The 14,916-nt window shown below is 47.7% G+C and carries 14 protein-coding genes and 1 riboswitch; of the genes, 8 read left to right on the top strand and 6 right to left on the bottom strand.

Annotation, left to right across the window (positions count from 1 at the left end; all coding sequences use genetic code 11):
- Nucleotides 1-49: 49 nt before the first annotated feature.
- Nucleotides 50-712, bottom strand: coding sequence for a 3,4-dihydroxy-2-butanone-4-phosphate synthase (gene ribB / locus BCT27_RS16550; RefSeq protein WP_074925660.1), 663 nt, complete (start codon nucleotides 710-712; stop codon nucleotides 50-52).
- 116 nt (nucleotides 713-828) lie between these two features.
- Nucleotides 829-979: riboswitch (FMN riboswitch) on the bottom strand.
- Between the two features lie 208 nt (nucleotides 980-1,187).
- Nucleotides 1,188-2,252, bottom strand: a complete 1,065-nt coding sequence (locus tag BCT27_RS16545; protein ID WP_102396289.1) for a helix-turn-helix domain-containing protein — start codon at nucleotides 2,250-2,252, stop codon at nucleotides 1,188-1,190.
- A gap of 126 nt (nucleotides 2,253-2,378) precedes the next feature.
- Between BCT27_RS16545 and BCT27_RS16540 the strand changes: the two genes are divergently transcribed.
- The 3 genes from BCT27_RS16540 (at nucleotide 2,379) to BCT27_RS16530 (ending at nucleotide 4,631) form a co-directional block, all read left to right on the top strand.
- Entirely contained in the window at nucleotides 2,379-2,789 is a 411-nt protein-coding gene (locus tag BCT27_RS16540; protein ID WP_102319355.1) for an MFS transporter, read from the top strand.
- Entirely contained in the window at nucleotides 2,782-4,005 is a 1,224-nt protein-coding gene (locus BCT27_RS16535) for an HlyD family secretion protein (protein WP_102396288.1), read from the top strand. The genes BCT27_RS16540 and BCT27_RS16535 overlap by 8 nt, the downstream gene beginning before the upstream one ends.
- Nucleotides 4,006-4,151: 146 nt before the next feature.
- Nucleotides 4,152-4,631, top strand: a complete 480-nt coding sequence (locus tag BCT27_RS16530) for a DUF2127 domain-containing protein (RefSeq protein ID WP_102396287.1) — start codon at nucleotides 4,152-4,154, stop codon at nucleotides 4,629-4,631.
- Between the two features lie 62 nt (nucleotides 4,632-4,693).
- Here the strand turns inward: BCT27_RS16530 and clcA are convergent, their stop codons facing one another.
- The 4 genes from clcA to norR all read right to left on the bottom strand — a co-directional run bounded on the left by clcA (nucleotide 4,694) and on the right by norR (nucleotide 11,210).
- Nucleotides 4,694-6,247, bottom strand: a complete 1,554-nt coding sequence (gene clcA / locus BCT27_RS16525; RefSeq protein ID WP_102396286.1) for a H(+)/Cl(-) exchange transporter ClcA — start codon at nucleotides 6,245-6,247, stop codon at nucleotides 4,694-4,696.
- A 396-nt stretch (nucleotides 6,248-6,643) separates the two neighbouring features.
- A complete protein-coding gene (locus BCT27_RS16520) occupies nucleotides 6,644-7,729 on the bottom strand; it encodes an FAD-binding oxidoreductase (protein ID WP_102396285.1) in 1,086 nt (361 codons plus the stop codon).
- A gap of 105 nt (nucleotides 7,730-7,834) precedes the next feature.
- A complete protein-coding gene (gene hcp / locus BCT27_RS16515; protein ID WP_102396284.1) occupies nucleotides 7,835-9,496 on the bottom strand; it encodes a hydroxylamine reductase in 1,662 nt (553 codons plus the stop codon).
- A gap of 184 nt (nucleotides 9,497-9,680) precedes the next feature.
- Nucleotides 9,681-11,210, bottom strand: a complete 1,530-nt coding sequence (norR, locus tag BCT27_RS16510; protein ID WP_102396283.1) for a nitric oxide reductase transcriptional regulator NorR — start codon at nucleotides 11,208-11,210, stop codon at nucleotides 9,681-9,683.
- 302 nt (nucleotides 11,211-11,512) lie between these two features.
- Here norR and BCT27_RS16505 point away from each other — a divergent pair, with 302 nt between their 5' ends.
- The 5 genes from BCT27_RS16505 to BCT27_RS16490 all read left to right on the top strand — a co-directional run.
- Entirely contained in the window at nucleotides 11,513-11,893 is a 381-nt protein-coding gene (locus BCT27_RS16505; RefSeq protein ID WP_102319362.1) for a VOC family protein, read from the top strand.
- Nucleotides 11,894-12,064: 171 nt separating this feature from the next.
- Nucleotides 12,065-12,538, top strand: coding sequence for a GNAT family N-acetyltransferase (locus BCT27_RS16500; RefSeq protein ID WP_102396282.1), 474 nt, complete (start codon nucleotides 12,065-12,067; stop codon nucleotides 12,536-12,538).
- Nucleotides 12,539-12,789: 251 nt separating this feature from the next.
- Entirely contained in the window at nucleotides 12,790-13,590 is an 801-nt protein-coding gene (locus BCT27_RS16495) for a hypothetical protein (protein WP_102396281.1), read from the top strand.
- A gap of 236 nt (nucleotides 13,591-13,826) precedes the next feature.
- Nucleotides 13,827-13,961, top strand: a complete 135-nt coding sequence (locus tag BCT27_RS26000; protein WP_277872018.1) for a hypothetical protein — start codon at nucleotides 13,827-13,829, stop codon at nucleotides 13,959-13,961.
- 470 nt (nucleotides 13,962-14,431) lie between these two features.
- Nucleotides 14,432-14,916 (top strand): calcium-binding protein (locus BCT27_RS16490; RefSeq protein ID WP_133153381.1); only part of this gene is annotated, 485 nt, incomplete at its 3' end.

Genomic DNA, 14,916 nt, shown 5'->3' with positions numbered 1-14,916 from the left:
TCGTTAGCTCGTTAGCTCGCTAGCCGTCATGTGAATGATCGCCCGAAATTCAGGCGATTTTTTCTGCCTGCATCAAGCGGTATTGCACCATGTCTTCAATGGTCAATACTGGCATGTCGTGCTTCTCACCGAATGCGATGATTTCTGGCGTTTTGGCCATTGAGCCATCTTCGTTTTGCACTTCACACAACACACCAGCGGGTGACAACCCTGCCATTTGCATCAAATCAATTGTGCCTTCAGTGTGACCACGACGTGTTAATACGCCGCCGTTACGTGCACGAAGCGGGAATACATGGCCAGGACGTGCCAAATCAGAAGGCTGTGCATCTGGGTTTGCGGCGGTTTTGATTGTGGTAACACGATCTGCTGCCGAAACTCCTGTTGTCACACCGATCTTTGCTTCGATTGAAACAGTGAATGCAGTTTGGTTTGCGCTGTTGTTGTCTGCCACCATCGGGTTCAGCTCAAGTTTGTCCGCCTGAGCTTCTGGCAGGCACAAACAAACGATGCCGCTGCATTCGCGGATCATGAGTGCCATCTGTTGATGGGTGAGGTGGTCGACAGAATAGATGATGTCACCTTCATTCTCGCGATCTTCGTCGTCGAGCAGCAATACGCCTTTACCTTGACGAAGTGCTTCTAGCGCGGCTTCAACGCGTTCGAATGGGGTGCCTAGTGGAGCAAGTAGCGAAGTGTGTGTCTGATTCATGGTAACTCCTATAGTACGTACCAGAATCAGGGCATAGATGAGCGGCATTCGAGAATTCGAATACGCACAATTTACCGATCAGCAGATGCCGAAAGCAGCTGCTGAATGGGTAAACATATCATCCTCTTTCATCCGGACTTTAACCGTCGGCCTTGGCATCTCACCAAGTCTGCTGACCCCGAACTAGGTTCGGGCGCTCGCGGGCTCGTCAATGGCATTCACTGACATACCGCCGGTGGGGAATTTCGCCCCGCCCTGAGAATAATTAATTGTGATGTTCCGATCGTTCAGAACATTCTGAGTTTACTGTGTTTCTCATCAAAAAGGGAAGAGGCGCGAGCTTGAGTGTTCAAAGAATGATCACGCTTCAGTGAAGTTCTCGGTTGAGCCCGCATATTTTCTGGTCTGTCGCTGATATAGGGCCGAAATTCATGTGTGGTTTGGGTGTGACACGTGTGGATGACCATCTCGATGTTTACAGGTTGAGGTGGCGTAGATACTCATTCGGCGTGCAACCTCGAACACGTTTGAAGGCTTTAATAAAACTCTGTGGATTCGTGTAGCCGAGCAGTTTTGCGATGTCGTCTGGCGCATAGCCTTTGAGTAAGTAACGCACGGCGATGTTATTCAGCACATACGCCAAGATGCTGGTAAACGAGAACCCAAGCTTTTGTAATCGACGCTGCAGTTGCTGAGGTGACAGTGCCAATAGATTTGCGACGTGCTCTACCGTCGGCATGCCGTAATACCGCGCATAGCTCACCACTTCGTAAAGTGCTTTAGTGGGGTCATCCCGTTGGGGCATGTTGACCAATTCATCCAGTTCATTCAGTGACAGTACCGCTTCTCGATTTTCCTCTATTGATGTGGTGTGTTCGAGCAACAATAGTTTTGTATCAAACCATACTTCGGTCTGCTCACAACCCGATATGACCTGACAGCCAAACCATGCTTCTGCTTCTTCCACATCGATATTTGTGCCAGCAAGGCGAACCATTAAGGGTGAATAGGGTGGGGTTTTACTCTTTCCCTGCCGTTGAAAGCCATTAGTGGTGCCATCGTTGGAGGTATTCACAGCGGGGGATGAGAAATGACGTAGAACTTGCGTAAACATGATGGCGACACGCAAGGCATCGACGTCGGTAACATCTTCAGTAAACGTATTGTGATAACACCACTTGAGGATATGACCTGACTGACGACCAACGTAATGACCACTCGAATGAAAACAACTCATGCCGTAATTGATGCGTCGGAACGTAATGGATAAGTCAGGGGCGGATGTTAACCAGTTGGCGCAAACATGGATGTTTGCCACATCAAGAAACTCGGCAATGCGAAAGGGGAAATGTCGCTCCCCAGTCAGTGTGACAATCGTGCGTAACCAACGGTTAATTTCCGAATGAGGGATCAATGCCATGTCGTCGGCGTAGAGGGAATGAGGGATACCAATCTGCGAAATATCGAGTCGATAAACCTGCATAACACCGTTGAGAAGCGGCTTGATGTACGCCATTCGGCAAAAAGTAATGTCGATCATGCTCTGCCATTATTTTGGATAGATTCGATCAATATACACGAAATAGTGAATCAATCGTTCCTTTATGTTGCACAAAAGAGACATCAATGTAACTATCTGTTCTCTTGTTATTTCTTGGAGACAGTGATGAGCCTTTTGGCGACACCTTTTGTTGATGCTTCAACGGATACTGTGCTGCATGTTATTGCGGCCGTGGTTTTAGTGGGTTCCGTTTGCGCCATTGCGTTCGGGTTCTGGAAAATTCATGAACTGCCTGTCAGCAAGGCAAAGAAAAAGCAACATCAGCAGATGGGGCTGATCACGGCACTCACGTGGATAGGCTTTTTGTGGCATTGGGTATGGGTGGTGGCGGTCATTGTTGCCTTTGTGGATAGCGACCAAGCGCTTCGCCGCATTCGCGATATTTGGCGTGAACCTGCAAGAACATCCAATGATGAAGAAAAAGAGCAAGCTTCTGAGGGCGTTTCCGTCTCGCAACACACCCTGCCAGAGCAAGGCGATCAAGATGTGAACAAAGAGGAGAAAACCAATGCTTGAAGGTTTAGCGGTATGGGCGTTGTTTATCTACCTCCTTCGCATGGTGGGTATGCCTTGGAACTTATATAGCAAGTTGTTCGCCTACATTGGAGGCGGTGCATGGTTGTTATTCGTATGGATTGGCTTGCTGAACTACACGCCAATGGATCTCTCTGGCGGCTCGGTTGTTCAATCTCCGCATATTCAGCTTCGTCCGGGTTCAAGCCAAGTGCGTGGTAACGTTGACGAGATTTTCGTTTCGCCAAACGAAGGAGTAAAGAAAGGCCAGTTGGTGTATTCCATCGAAGATGAGCCGTATCAAATTGCATTGAACCGTGCCGTGGTGGCAGAGAACTCTGCGCAAGTTGCATTGGATGTCTCTAAGCAAGATGTCACCTTGACGGAGCAACAATACCAGGCAACGAAAGCTGACTTGAATGTGCTTGAAAGCCAACTAAGTGCAGCGCAAGAAGACACGAAATGGAAAGTGAGTCAGTTGAATCGTTATGTTGAACAGAACCGAAAAGCACCGAACACGGTCGCGACCTCGGTACTTGATGAACAACGTAACAAAGTGCAATTGGCGAAATCGCAGGTAAGTACGCTTGAAACGCAGATTGTAAAAGCGGAGATCGGCGTGGAACATGCCCGATTAAGCCAAGAGAAATCCGTGCTTGCTGTCGCTGCCAAACGTGCAGAACTCGATAATGCCGTTGAAGCTGTTTCTCAAGCGCAATGGAATTTAGAACAAACTCAAATCACTGCGCCTGCAGATGGGTATGTGACCAACTTCATTATGCGCGAAGGTCAATATGTGGGCGTGTTACCGCGCTTACATATGTACACCGATGAAAAATACGTCTTGATGCGTGTGAATCACCAAGCGATTCGTAACGTCAAAGTCGGTCAATATGCGGAGTTTGCAAGCCCTGTGTATCCGGGAAAAATCTTCAAAGCAGAAGTTGAAGGCATTATAGAAGCGACCGGTGAATCACAAGGTAAATTGCTGGCACTCGAAGAGGGTGTCCGCGTGACGACGGGATCAAACCTGAAGAACAAACACCATTTTGTTCGCCTGAAGCTAGAAGAGCCTGAAGGGTATGACATTCCTGTCGGTGCGGTTGGGTTGGCTTGGGTCTCGGGCGAAAAGCCCATCGCATTCATGAGTTTCCTTGATGTGGTTCGCGGCATCATTATTAGAATGAAAGCGCAGCTCTACTTCGTACACTCGGTGTAACAAAAACCGAACACAGCAACAAACCCGAAAAGGCCCGAAAGGGCCTTTTTTCTTGCCCTTGCTACGACGGCGGCGTATTAAGTTAGCCAATCTTTAACGGCATTAAAACGAAAGAATACGTCGGAGCCAATGAGACGGACAGTAGCATGAGTGTGGTAGGACAAACTCCCAAGGGGTTAAAAGCAATCGCAGCGTTGGAGGCATTGAAAGGTGTGCTCTCTTTGGCTGTGGGTTTTGCTTTGCATGAATTAGGTGGGAAAGAAATTCAACACCTTTGCGAAGCCTTGCTGCAACATTTGCACTTAAACCCTGCCAGTGAAATACCCAGTGTGATCATGCACTCAGCCTACAAGATCAACGATCACAACCTAACATTGTTGGCTTTAGGCTCAGTGCTGTATGCGACGGTAAGGTTAGTGGAAGCATTTGGGCTTTGGCGTGGGTATGCGTGGACGGAATGGTTTGCGTTAGCGAGCGGCGGTATTTATCTGCCTTTTGAAATCTATGCCGTAGCAACAGAAGGGAAAATGCTTCCCGTGCTGGCATTGGTCGTAAACCTTGTGGTGGTGGCATACATGGCTAGGGTGATTCTGCAGCGTCGAAAAGAAAAACACGCTTTGCCCTAATGCGCGTTCCTCATCTTGAATTCCGCCGTGCTTCTTCTTTGTGATTGGCGCGGCGGTGTCGTTTATGACTTAGTTTTTGCACCAGTTGGTTGTGTGTGGCTAGGTTGTGTGTCGTCACCCGATCTTTCTGTTTTTTCCTCGCTTTCTACGTCGTTTTCAGCATCACTTTGAATGGCTTTTTGTTTTGCCAAGGTGCGTTGTAACAACTGACTGTAAAGCGGTTTACCGCCCATTACTTGTGCCGTCATGGTTGCGCCTAAGGTTGTAATGAGCAGTGGTAATATCAACTCGTAGTTATGTGTGAGTTCCATCACCAATAAAATGCCCGTGATCGGCGCACGCACGGTGGCAGCAAAAAGCGCCCCCATGCCCGCCACGGCAAACATGCCTGCGGTGATGTCCATGTGCGGGAAAAGGTGCATGCAAAACAGCCCAAAACCTGTGCCGAACAGTGTACCTAGCGCCAGCATAGGCGCAAACACACCACCGGGCGCACCGGACCCAAAACAGACGAGGGTGGTGATCAAGCGGGCAATGAACAGCAACGCCAACATGGAAAGGGCGAAATCGCCATGGACGGAATCGGGAATGAGTTCGACGCCTTCACCTGTGAGTGTCGGCAGTAGAAAGAGCATCAAACCGAACATCGCCCCAAGCCCCGCGCCGACAGCGACGAACCGTTTGGTGTCGTGCTGGTGGAAGCGCTCAAAACTGTCCATGGTGATCACAACCATGCGGTTAAACATCACGCCAATAAAACCAAAGATCAGCCCTAACACCAGAAACAGCGCTAAGGCGGTCAATGGCACATCGGAATGCGCCGGTAAAGGGATCATCGCCCCTTGTCCTTGCAGACTCCGGTACACGACAGTGGCAGTTATCGCTGCAATCATCACGGCTTTGATGGAGATGAGGTTGTATTTAAACTGCGGCCGCATTTCTTCGACCACAAACATGATCCCTGCCAGCGGAGCATTGAACGCTGCCGCAAGCCCTGCTGCAGCGCCAGACGCCAGCAAGGTATGACGCCCTTCATCATCTTTAATGCGGAAAATATCGGTGAGCATGCGCCCAACACTCGCGCCCATCTGTACAGAAGGCCCTTCGCGCCCCAGTACGAGCCCCGCGCCAATTGCGCCGACACCGCCAAAGAATTTCACGGGAATAACGCGCCACCAACGGACGGGCCTGAGGTTGTCCAATGCACCTTCAATTTCAGGAATGCCGGAACCCGCGGCTTCTGGTGCAATGCGGTTAACCAAGAAAAAACCAAAAGCAGAGAGCAAGGCGCTGGTGATCACCACGGCAGCAATCGTTAGAACATCGACGCCTCCGTCAGTTTGCACCCAGTGCGAACGTTCGTTAACGACCCAATCAATCACCATGTCGAAAGCCGTGCACAGTAAACCTGCGAACAGGCCAACAATGGCGGAAAGCAACAGCACTGACAGCGGGCTTCGATGACGCGACACAAACCGACGAACGATTTTGGTCGGCTGTTCCGTGACCTGTGCGTTTGTTGTGTCTGTATGTGTGGGTGTAGGTTCTGCCAGTTCTGCTTCAATGCGATTTTGTTGAGTGTCGACAGGCTGTTTTTCGTCAGAGTTCGATGTCATTGCGCGTGTCCAAGGCGATCTATCTTTTCCCAGCGTAGAAGAATTCGCCACAAAGGCGTTGGCAGGAAATGATACAAAGTAAAATCCGGGCATTAGGCCATAGCAAAATACCTGGAGAAGCGATCATGAGAATGGTGGCGACATGTGTACCAGAAGGCGTTGGTCGCGTTCATCGAAAAGAAGGCGGGGAATGATCATTGAAATAGCGGTGTTGATGCCCTCCGCAATTGTCGAGGAGGGGCAAGGTAGGGCGATTGTGTCGAATCATGTCCTGTGGCCTTTTTCCTGCAGATAAAGGTGACGATTTTCGCATTATCTAAAGACAACCTTGTTGAATAAACAAAGTGATTTAGAGGCAAACTGCTCAAGGAATTTTGCGCGCAATCACATGAGGTTTTATAGATCGATATCAATGTCTCCTGACAACGTTGAAGAACATGCGAGCACATAGCCTTGTGCAATTTCTTCTTCTGTCAGGGTTTCCTGGCTGGTTGATTTAACTTGTCCGTTAGAGACTTTGCATTTGCACGATCCACAAATACCGCTGCGACAGGCCACGATAATGGGCAAGCCTGCGCCTTCTAACACATCGGCGAGTGTTTCCCCCCGTTGCGTTTCTACTGTTTGTCCAAATGCTGGAATATGAACGTGAACGCCTGATTCGCTGGAAGAAGCTACCGATTTTTCATTGGGTTTCTCTTGCGTGGTACGAGGCTTCATGTTGTCGATAGACGGCGTAAAGCTCTCTTCATGAAAATGCGTCATATCAACGCCTTCTGCGGCTAAATGGCTGCGAACGTCCGCCATGAAGGACACTGGGCCGCATAAGTACACCGAACGAAATTGAAGGTCTGGCACCAATTTTTTTAGCCATGATGGGCTCAATCTTCCTTGAGGGTGCAGCGTATCGCCGGCATCTTTTAACAGGAGCTTGAGCGAAAAATTGTTGTTCAATGCATTTAAGGTTTCGAGCTGATCGAGATAGATGGTATGCGCGGTGTCTTTTGCCACATGAAGAAAAACGATATCAAGATCGTGTCGCGTTTGAAGCCAGAACTTCGCCATGGAATAGACGGGTGTGATGCCGCAGCCCGCACTGATGAGTAATACACGGGGCTTGTTGTCATCGTCTGTTTTAGGTGGGCAATCCTCGCAGTTAAATTCGCCCGCTGGCTTTAGGACTGACACACGACCACCAATGTCTAGGTGATCAACAATGTGATTAGACACGCGTCCGTTATCGACACGCTTAATGGTGAGTTGCAGGCAATCGTCGCCCGGTACTGAGCTCAATGAGTAGGCGCGATATTCTGTTTTTCCTTCGATTTCAATGCCCAGAGACACAAACTGCCCGGGTTTGAAGGTGTAATGCGTTGGTTGAGAAGGCACATTGAGTTTAATGCTGACGGTATCTGGTGTTTCATGCCATTTATCCTTACATACCATCTGGATGGGTTGGTTTTGTTGCCACGCACTGAACATATATCGATCGCTCTAAAGACAAAACAGGAAGAAATATAGGAAAAAATCAGCCCTTACTTGCTTGGGAAAGCAGCAAACAGGGCTGTTGTTGATGACCTCGAGAGATTACGCCGCGAGGATTGTTTTTAGGTCTGCTTCAACGGTTGAGATCGAACGCATGTCGAACTTTTCTTGAATGATGGCGATGAGGTTATCTGTTAAGAAGGCTGGCGCGGTTGGACCGGTATAAATGCCTTTCACGCCTAGCGCAAACAAGGTCAGCAAAATAACGATCGCTTTTTGTTCGAACCAAGACAGCACAAGGGTCAGTGGCAATTCGTTGATGTCGCAATCAAATTCTTTCGCCAGTGCCAATGCCAGTTGAATGGCGGAATACGCATCGTTACATTGGCCCACGTCCAATAGACGTGGAATGCCATTAATGTCGCCGAATTGGTTTTTATTGAAGCGGAATTTGCCGCAGGCCAGCGTCAGGATCACGGAATCTGAAGGCGCTTGAGCGGTAAAATCGGTGAAGTAGCTGCGCTCTGATTTATCACCATCACAACCGCCGACCAAGAAGAAGTGGCTGATGTTGCCTTTTTTCACTTCATCAATCACAGCGGGTGCTGCGTTCATCAGTGCATTACGACCAAAACCGACGGTGATCATGTGTTCGATTTCGTCGTATTGGAAACCCGGTTGCGCTAGCGCCGCGTCGATCACCATGCTGAAGTCATCACCTTCAATATGTGCAACACCCGGCCAGCCAACAATACTGCGTGTGAAGAGACGATCTGCATACTGACCGACATTTGGGTTCAGTAAGCAGTTTGATGTCATCACAATCGCGCCAGGGAAGTTGGCGAATTCTTTTTGTTGGTTTTGCCATGCACTGCCGTAGTTGCCGACAAGGTGAGGGTATTTGTTCAGTTCTGGATAGCCGTGGGCGGGTAGCATCTCGCCATTGGTGTAGACGTTAATGCCTTTGCCTTCGGTTTGTTGCAAAATTTTCTCAAGGTCATGTAAATCATGACCTGAAACCAAAATGCATTGGCCTTTGACTGGCTTCACGTTGACCTGGGTTGGCGCTGGGTGGCCAAAGGTTTGAGTCTCGCCAGAATCCAGCATTTCCATGACGCTGTAATTCATCAAGCCAATTTTCATTGAGCAATCAAGCAGCGCACCCAAATCTTCTGGGTCTGTGCCGAGCCACGCCATGATCTGATGATATTCAGCATAAATCTCGTTGTTGGTTTGACCCAATACCAGTGCGTGCTCCATATAGGCTGCGGCACCTTTCAAACCATACAAGCACAATAGACGCAGACCAATGACATCTTCATGCACACTGTCTTTACCACGGTTAACGGCAACCTGTGGCGCGAAGGCAAGGATCGCTTCTGCGGTATCTGGCATTCCAAACGAGGCAACGTCTGGCAATTCAGGTAGAGCTTTGTCCGCTAATTGATAAGCCGCGCGTACGTGTTGTTCAAGGTGCGCTTTGAATACAGACGCTTTATGTGTGAGTTCAAGAATTCGCTCAGGGTCGAAGTTAACGTTGGTGAGCGTCGAGAAAAATGCCTTCGGTGCCCAGTGGTTGATTTCATCATTAATGATGTCGAATTTGCGCGCGAGATCCGCCCAGAAAGATACCCCTTGCAATGCGTACACCAACACATCTTGCAGATCTGAGACCTCTGCCGTTTTGCCGCACATCCCTTTTGCGAATGAGCAGCCTTTGATGGTTGGGGTTTGAATTGTCTGCTCACATTGAATACAGAACATAAGTGGGTCTCCAGTGTTTATTGATTTAATTCAATTGATGCACTGGAATTGCAGGGTTTGTGCCAATGTTTATCTTGTTGATAAATATAGGAATAAATGAGTTTTCGAAAGGGCGAAAGTGTAAAAAAGACAACGAGGGTGTTGTCTTTTTTACATCGACGTATGAATGGTGGTGAAGTAAACCTCAGCGATGAATGCCGAGCTTCTTGCCCATGCGATAGAGATTGCCTCTGTCCATGTGCAAAAACTCCGCGGCTTTTGCCCAAATACCGCCCGTTTTTTCAAGCGCATGGGAAATAAGGTCACGCTGATAGGTTTCTACCAATTCACGCATACCATGATGGTTTGGCGGGAAATAGTGCGATGTGTTTTTGACATCATTATTCACTGAGACGACATCAAAATGCCCCATTTCAATGGTGTGACATTGTGCTTGGATAGCACGCAACGCTGATCGAGTGAGCGAGTGTTCTAATTCGCGCACGTTTCCAGGCCAAGGTTGCTCTTCCAGCATGGCTAAGGCTTTTGCATGAATGTGAAGGTTCGGCACATTAAATTGGTGACGCACTTTTTCTAGCAGATAGCCCGCTAACACAGGAATGTCGCCTTCACGTTTGCGCAGCGCAGGCACAGCGATTGGGAAGACATTTAAGCGATGGAAAAGATCTGCACGGAAATGGCCTGCGTCTACTTCCTTTTCTAACATTCGGTTGGTGGCAGCCACAATGCGCACGTTCACCAGCAAGTGTTTATCGCTGCCGACACGTTGTAACTCGCCTTGCTGGATCACGCGAAGCAGCTTTGCTTGCAGCACCAAGGGCAGTTCACCCACTTCATCGAGGAACAGGGTTCCACCATCGGCCAGTTCAAATTTTCCCGCCCGGTTGCTGGTGGCACCGGTAAACGCGCCTTTGACATGGCCAAACAGCTCACTTTCTGCCAACCCTTCAGGCAATGCTGCACAGTTCACGTAGATCATGGGTTTGTCGCTTCGGCTTGATTGCGCATGGACGCTGTGCGCGACCAACTCTTTCCCGGTGCCGGTTTCTCCAGTGATTAACACGGCATAATCCGATTTCGCAACCGTGGCAATATTGTTGCGAAGCTGCTGCATTTGGGGGCTGAGTCCAATCATGTCGCCTTGCAACGAACGCGCTTGTTGGATCAGGGTTTCGGTGACTGATTTTTGTTTGTGATTTTGTGCTTTTAGTGCGTTCACCAAACCCATATTTCGCAGCGTGGCAGCGGCTAACGCAGCAAAGGTCTCAATCGCGACGGGTTCGATATGATCAAACGCGCCCACGGTTAATGAATCCATGGTGAGAGCACCAACCAAGTGCCCGTCAACATACAAGCTGCACCCCATGCAATCATGCACATCAATGGATGCATCTTCCGTGAGTAACACACCGTCAAAAGGGTCGGGTAGCTGGCAGTTTGCATCGAAACGGACTGGTTTTTTGGTTTCGACGATGGCTTCAAGGCGTGGGTGAGATTTTGGGAAAAACCGACGCCCAAGCACTGAGCTGGAAAGCCCTTTGACAGCCACGGGCGTGAGGAAGCCATCTTTATCAAAAATAAACAAGGCGCTGGCATCACAGGGAAAGACGTCACTCATTCCGTCAATCAAATGTTGATACTGTTTCTCGCTGGCAAGGTTTGAGCTGAGGTTCAATGCGATATTGAGTAGCACATGGTCCATATTCGAAGACATGAGAAGAACCGAGAAAAGGAAACACGGAGGAATAGTAGCAATCTGATGTCATTTGAACATCGAAACCAAGCATTGATTGATGTCTGATTGACCACGATCAAACTAGCAAAATGGATGTCATTTGAGGTGAAATTTACACTTTCCTAATTTCGTCGAGGTAAGCCCATGAATGTTTGTTGATTTTGACATTTATCTTAAAATTGAACCGAGCATCTAGAAAACGCAGGCAATCATGTCGGCGGGCTAACTATCGGTGATACGGTATTCATTCGATATAACCTAAAACAACAAAGGAAATACGAATGTTCAGTCACGTAATGCTAGGTGTGGACGACATGGAAAAATCCAAAGTCTTTTACGATGCGATTTTAGGTACGTTGGGGTATGGCGAAGGGGTGTTCGACCCTAAAGGGAGATGCTTCTACTTTACGCCAACAGGCGTTTTCGCCCTTACTAAGCCGATCAACGGTGAGCCTGCGAGTCATGGGAATGGCAGTACCATTGGCTTTGCTGTTGCGAGTCCTGAACTGGTTAACGCGTTTCATGATGCGGGTTTGGCAAACGGCGGTACTACCTGTGAAGAGCCTCCGGGTGTCAGAGAATCAGCCGTGATGAATCTTTACTTAGGGTATTTACGCGATCCGTCAGGCAACAAAATCTGCGCAACCCATCGATTGCCTTAAGTTCTCCCTCGTTGACGCAAAGCGCTGACACTCAATACCAAGGTGTTAGTGCTTTATTCTCTTCTGTTCCATACTCTCAATGCGGTATCAAAACGTACCAAGTACATTGCTTAGAATGTGATGTCTTATCACCCGAAGATGCATCAATTCGCCTTTCAAGGACAGGTAACCATGAGCATGACGACGCTACAGCGATCATCACTTGATGATCTTGCACTGATATTACCTTTGGTCGCCGACTATCATGCTTTTGAAGAGATTGAGAGCACAGAGTCGATGCGTGAAAATGCCGTTCGAAAACTGCTCAATAACCCTGATTTTGGGTGTGTCTGGCTGATCTACAGTGACGGTCACCTTGCTGGCTACATTGCGCTGTGTTTGGGCTTTAGTATTGAGTTCAATGGGTTTGATGCATTCGTCGATGAGTTCTTCCTATCTAAGTCCTTTCGCGGGAAAGGGATCGGTACTGAGGTATTGGTGGCCATAAAAAGAGAAGCAAGGAAGCTTGATGTTAAGGCGCTTCATCTCGAGGTCGCGAAGCGAAATACCAGCGCCCAAATGCTGTATAGCAAAGCGGGTTTCATTGCTCGTGATAAGTATGTGTTGATGTCTTTGGCGGTGGAAAACGATGATGACCATCGATAATGCCTTGTTAGAAGATAGAGACACGCGGTTGTGCCTTCGATTCAGTCATCTCTCTATCCATTCATCTTCGCTAGCAACAGGTTTTGATAGCTGCCAATAGCAGAAATTCGAGTGATGCAAACGGTGTGAATCTAACCTTTTGTAAAATAGTGTAATTTATCAATAAACCTTGTTCTGGCTCATAGGAAAGGTGATTTTTTATATATATAAGTTTCTACGCATTAAATATTTAATAAATATGAGGTTTATGCGTGAAATTTAAACAATGTAAAAAAGCGGGCGTGCTTGCGCTGAGTGCGTTTCTACTGGCTGCTTGTGGTAGTGATGATGAAGCAAAGAACGAGTCAGTTGATGATTCGAAGCTTCTTAGTTTGGTGAAGCAAACAAACTATTCGACAGGTTTTCCCCCGCTATTTACTGATAGGGTTTGGGGCAACGAGCTGGTGCAACAAGGGACAGTGCGTTTTGATACCGACACTCAAATTCCTTTGTACTATGTGTCAAAAGATGGCTCTGCGCCGCCTCCGTCTATCGCGAATGCAGTCACTACAATTGAAGCGCGATTAGGTGATGTGTTTAGCGATGTTCAACTTGTCACTGAAGATTTGGGTGTTTATCGAAATCACGGTATCGCGAATCAGAATGTCGGCAATGGCACGTACAACGAAGACAGTTTCAAAAACAGTCACAGCATCATCGGTGGTATCGTGATTGCTCAAGGAACGGGTTTCTACAGCCACGAATATTCCAATGATCCGAAATCCATGTGTGCAAACGCATCCATCGCGCCTTATGACGGAAGCATGGCATTGCTTATCGATCCATTAACACAGAACTACTCGAACGATGAGCTTCTTTGGGTGAATATGGGTAATGGTCAATGTGGTTGGGATACTGACATTGTTATCCATGAAATGGCGCATGCGATGGGTATGTATACTCACCTTGATGGCTATTTTGGTTCATGGAGTAACACTGCGATGGATATTCTTGCCACGTTGTACGGCAACCCAACGGGTACAGACTATTCAGCGTTGACGCCTAAGCGCTAACATTATCGACATTCGAATTGTCCCCCTTTGCTCTTGAGCAAAGGGGTTTTAATACGCTGCGCAATGCAGTGATATAAAGCACTTCCGTCCCCTTCGCTTTCAGCTTCGCAACAACAATCATCGCAACAACAAAACGTCCATACAATCGTTGCCAACTCTGTTCCTCATCGCGTCGGATCAATCCAAATTCAAAGCTTGTGTAGCTAAAATGCCTTAATTGATGCGAAACCGGGTCGATGAATGCCACTCACTTTGCCGCTACTGACACATTGGTATCAAACCTGAACATCAATGAAAGGGAGTTTGATGATGATACCGTAGCGATACCTAGAGAGGTTTACGACAAGCTCAGTGTAGAAGTGTTTGCCTAGTATTTTGGCCATTCAATACATTTTTTTTTGGTTTCTTGTGTGTGGAATATTAGCAATAACTAAATAATATTTAAGTGATTGTATGAATTTAATTGCTTTTTAAACATTATATTGAAGTGAAAAATAGACAATATGGCTGAGCGTTTTACTCTACCCGCTCATCAATAATATGCATACAATTTGTGTGGACTTAGTGTTAATGCTCTAATTGGTTCATTTTTAAACTTAAGATGCATTTTCAATGTAACAAATTAAAAAAAGAATATGCGAAAGATAAGTAACTCTTTGTAAAGAGGGGTTTAGTTTAGGAATGAATGACTAAGTCGACACTCAGTCTTTAATCATGCTTAAGTCTAATGGTAAACAAATCCAATGCATTGATCTCATATGTGAGATATATGCACCCTTCAGATCTTGGCTTATAACCAACAATATATTGGTCGTAAACCACTCAATCATTGGAAGGGCACATGACAACTATCATTCAAGGTACCGAAAACGACGACACGCTTCGCGGCACGAAAGGCGTTGATTTTATTTACGGAAACGACGGCGATGATTTCATCCAAGGTGATGGCGATGTCGATTTCATCTACGGCGGTGATGGAAACGACACTGTTATTGGCGGCGATGGGACTGATGAAGTTCACGGTGATGCTGGAGATGATTGGGTTCGTGGTGGTTTATTGGATGATGAACTTTATGGTGATGCCGGCGATGACTTCGTAGAAGGTGGTTTGGGCGATGACTGGGTCAGCGGCGGCGAAGGTGACGATAAGCTTTTTGGTAATGACGGCAATGACACCATTTCTGGCGGTGAAGGCCGAGATATTGTTCGTGCGGGAGATGATGACGATGTCGTTTCTGGCGGTACAGGTAATGACGTGTTATTTGGCCAAGATGGTAATGATGTTGTCGAAGGTAACGACGATAACGACGTGATTTGGGGCGGAGA

The sequence above is a fragment of the Enterovibrio norvegicus genome, assembly GCF_002876705.1.
Classification (GTDB): Bacteria; Pseudomonadota; Gammaproteobacteria; order Enterobacterales; family Vibrionaceae; genus Enterovibrio; species Enterovibrio norvegicus_B.
Note: the sequence above shows the minus strand (reverse complement) of the source record. Positions and strands in the feature narration are given on the sequence as shown.

What these genes read in the sequence shown, in the direction of transcription:
- ribB (WP_074925660.1), bottom strand. Translation starts at nt 712, where the DNA reads ATGAATCAGACACACACTTCGCTACTTGCTCCACTAGGCACCCCATTC.
- BCT27_RS16545 (WP_102396289.1), bottom strand. Translation starts at nt 2,252, where the DNA reads ATGATCGACATTACTTTTTGCCGAATGGCGTACATCAAGCCGCTTCTC.
- BCT27_RS16540 (WP_102319355.1), top strand. Translation starts at nt 2,379, where the DNA reads ATGAGCCTTTTGGCGACACCTTTTGTTGATGCTTCAACGGATACTGTG.
- BCT27_RS16535 (WP_102396288.1), top strand. Translation starts at nt 2,782, where the DNA reads ATGCTTGAAGGTTTAGCGGTATGGGCGTTGTTTATCTACCTCCTTCGC.
- BCT27_RS16530 (WP_102396287.1), top strand. Translation starts at nt 4,152, where the DNA reads ATGAGTGTGGTAGGACAAACTCCCAAGGGGTTAAAAGCAATCGCAGCG.
- clcA (WP_102396286.1), bottom strand. Translation starts at nt 6,247, where the DNA reads ATGACATCGAACTCTGACGAAAAACAGCCTGTCGACACTCAACAAAAT.
- BCT27_RS16520 (WP_102396285.1), bottom strand. Translation starts at nt 7,729, where the DNA reads ATGTTCAGTGCGTGGCAACAAAACCAACCCATCCAGATGGTATGTAAG.
- hcp (WP_102396284.1), bottom strand. Translation starts at nt 9,496, where the DNA reads ATGTTCTGTATTCAATGTGAGCAGACAATTCAAACCCCAACCATCAAA.
- norR (WP_102396283.1), bottom strand. Translation starts at nt 11,210, where the DNA reads ATGTCTTCGAATATGGACCATGTGCTACTCAATATCGCATTGAACCTC.
- BCT27_RS16505 (WP_102319362.1), top strand. Translation starts at nt 11,513, where the DNA reads ATGTTCAGTCACGTAATGCTAGGTGTGGACGACATGGAAAAATCCAAA.
- BCT27_RS16500 (WP_102396282.1), top strand. Translation starts at nt 12,065, where the DNA reads ATGAGCATGACGACGCTACAGCGATCATCACTTGATGATCTTGCACTG.
- BCT27_RS26000 (WP_277872018.1), top strand. Translation starts at nt 13,827, where the DNA reads ATGAATGCCACTCACTTTGCCGCTACTGACACATTGGTATCAAACCTG.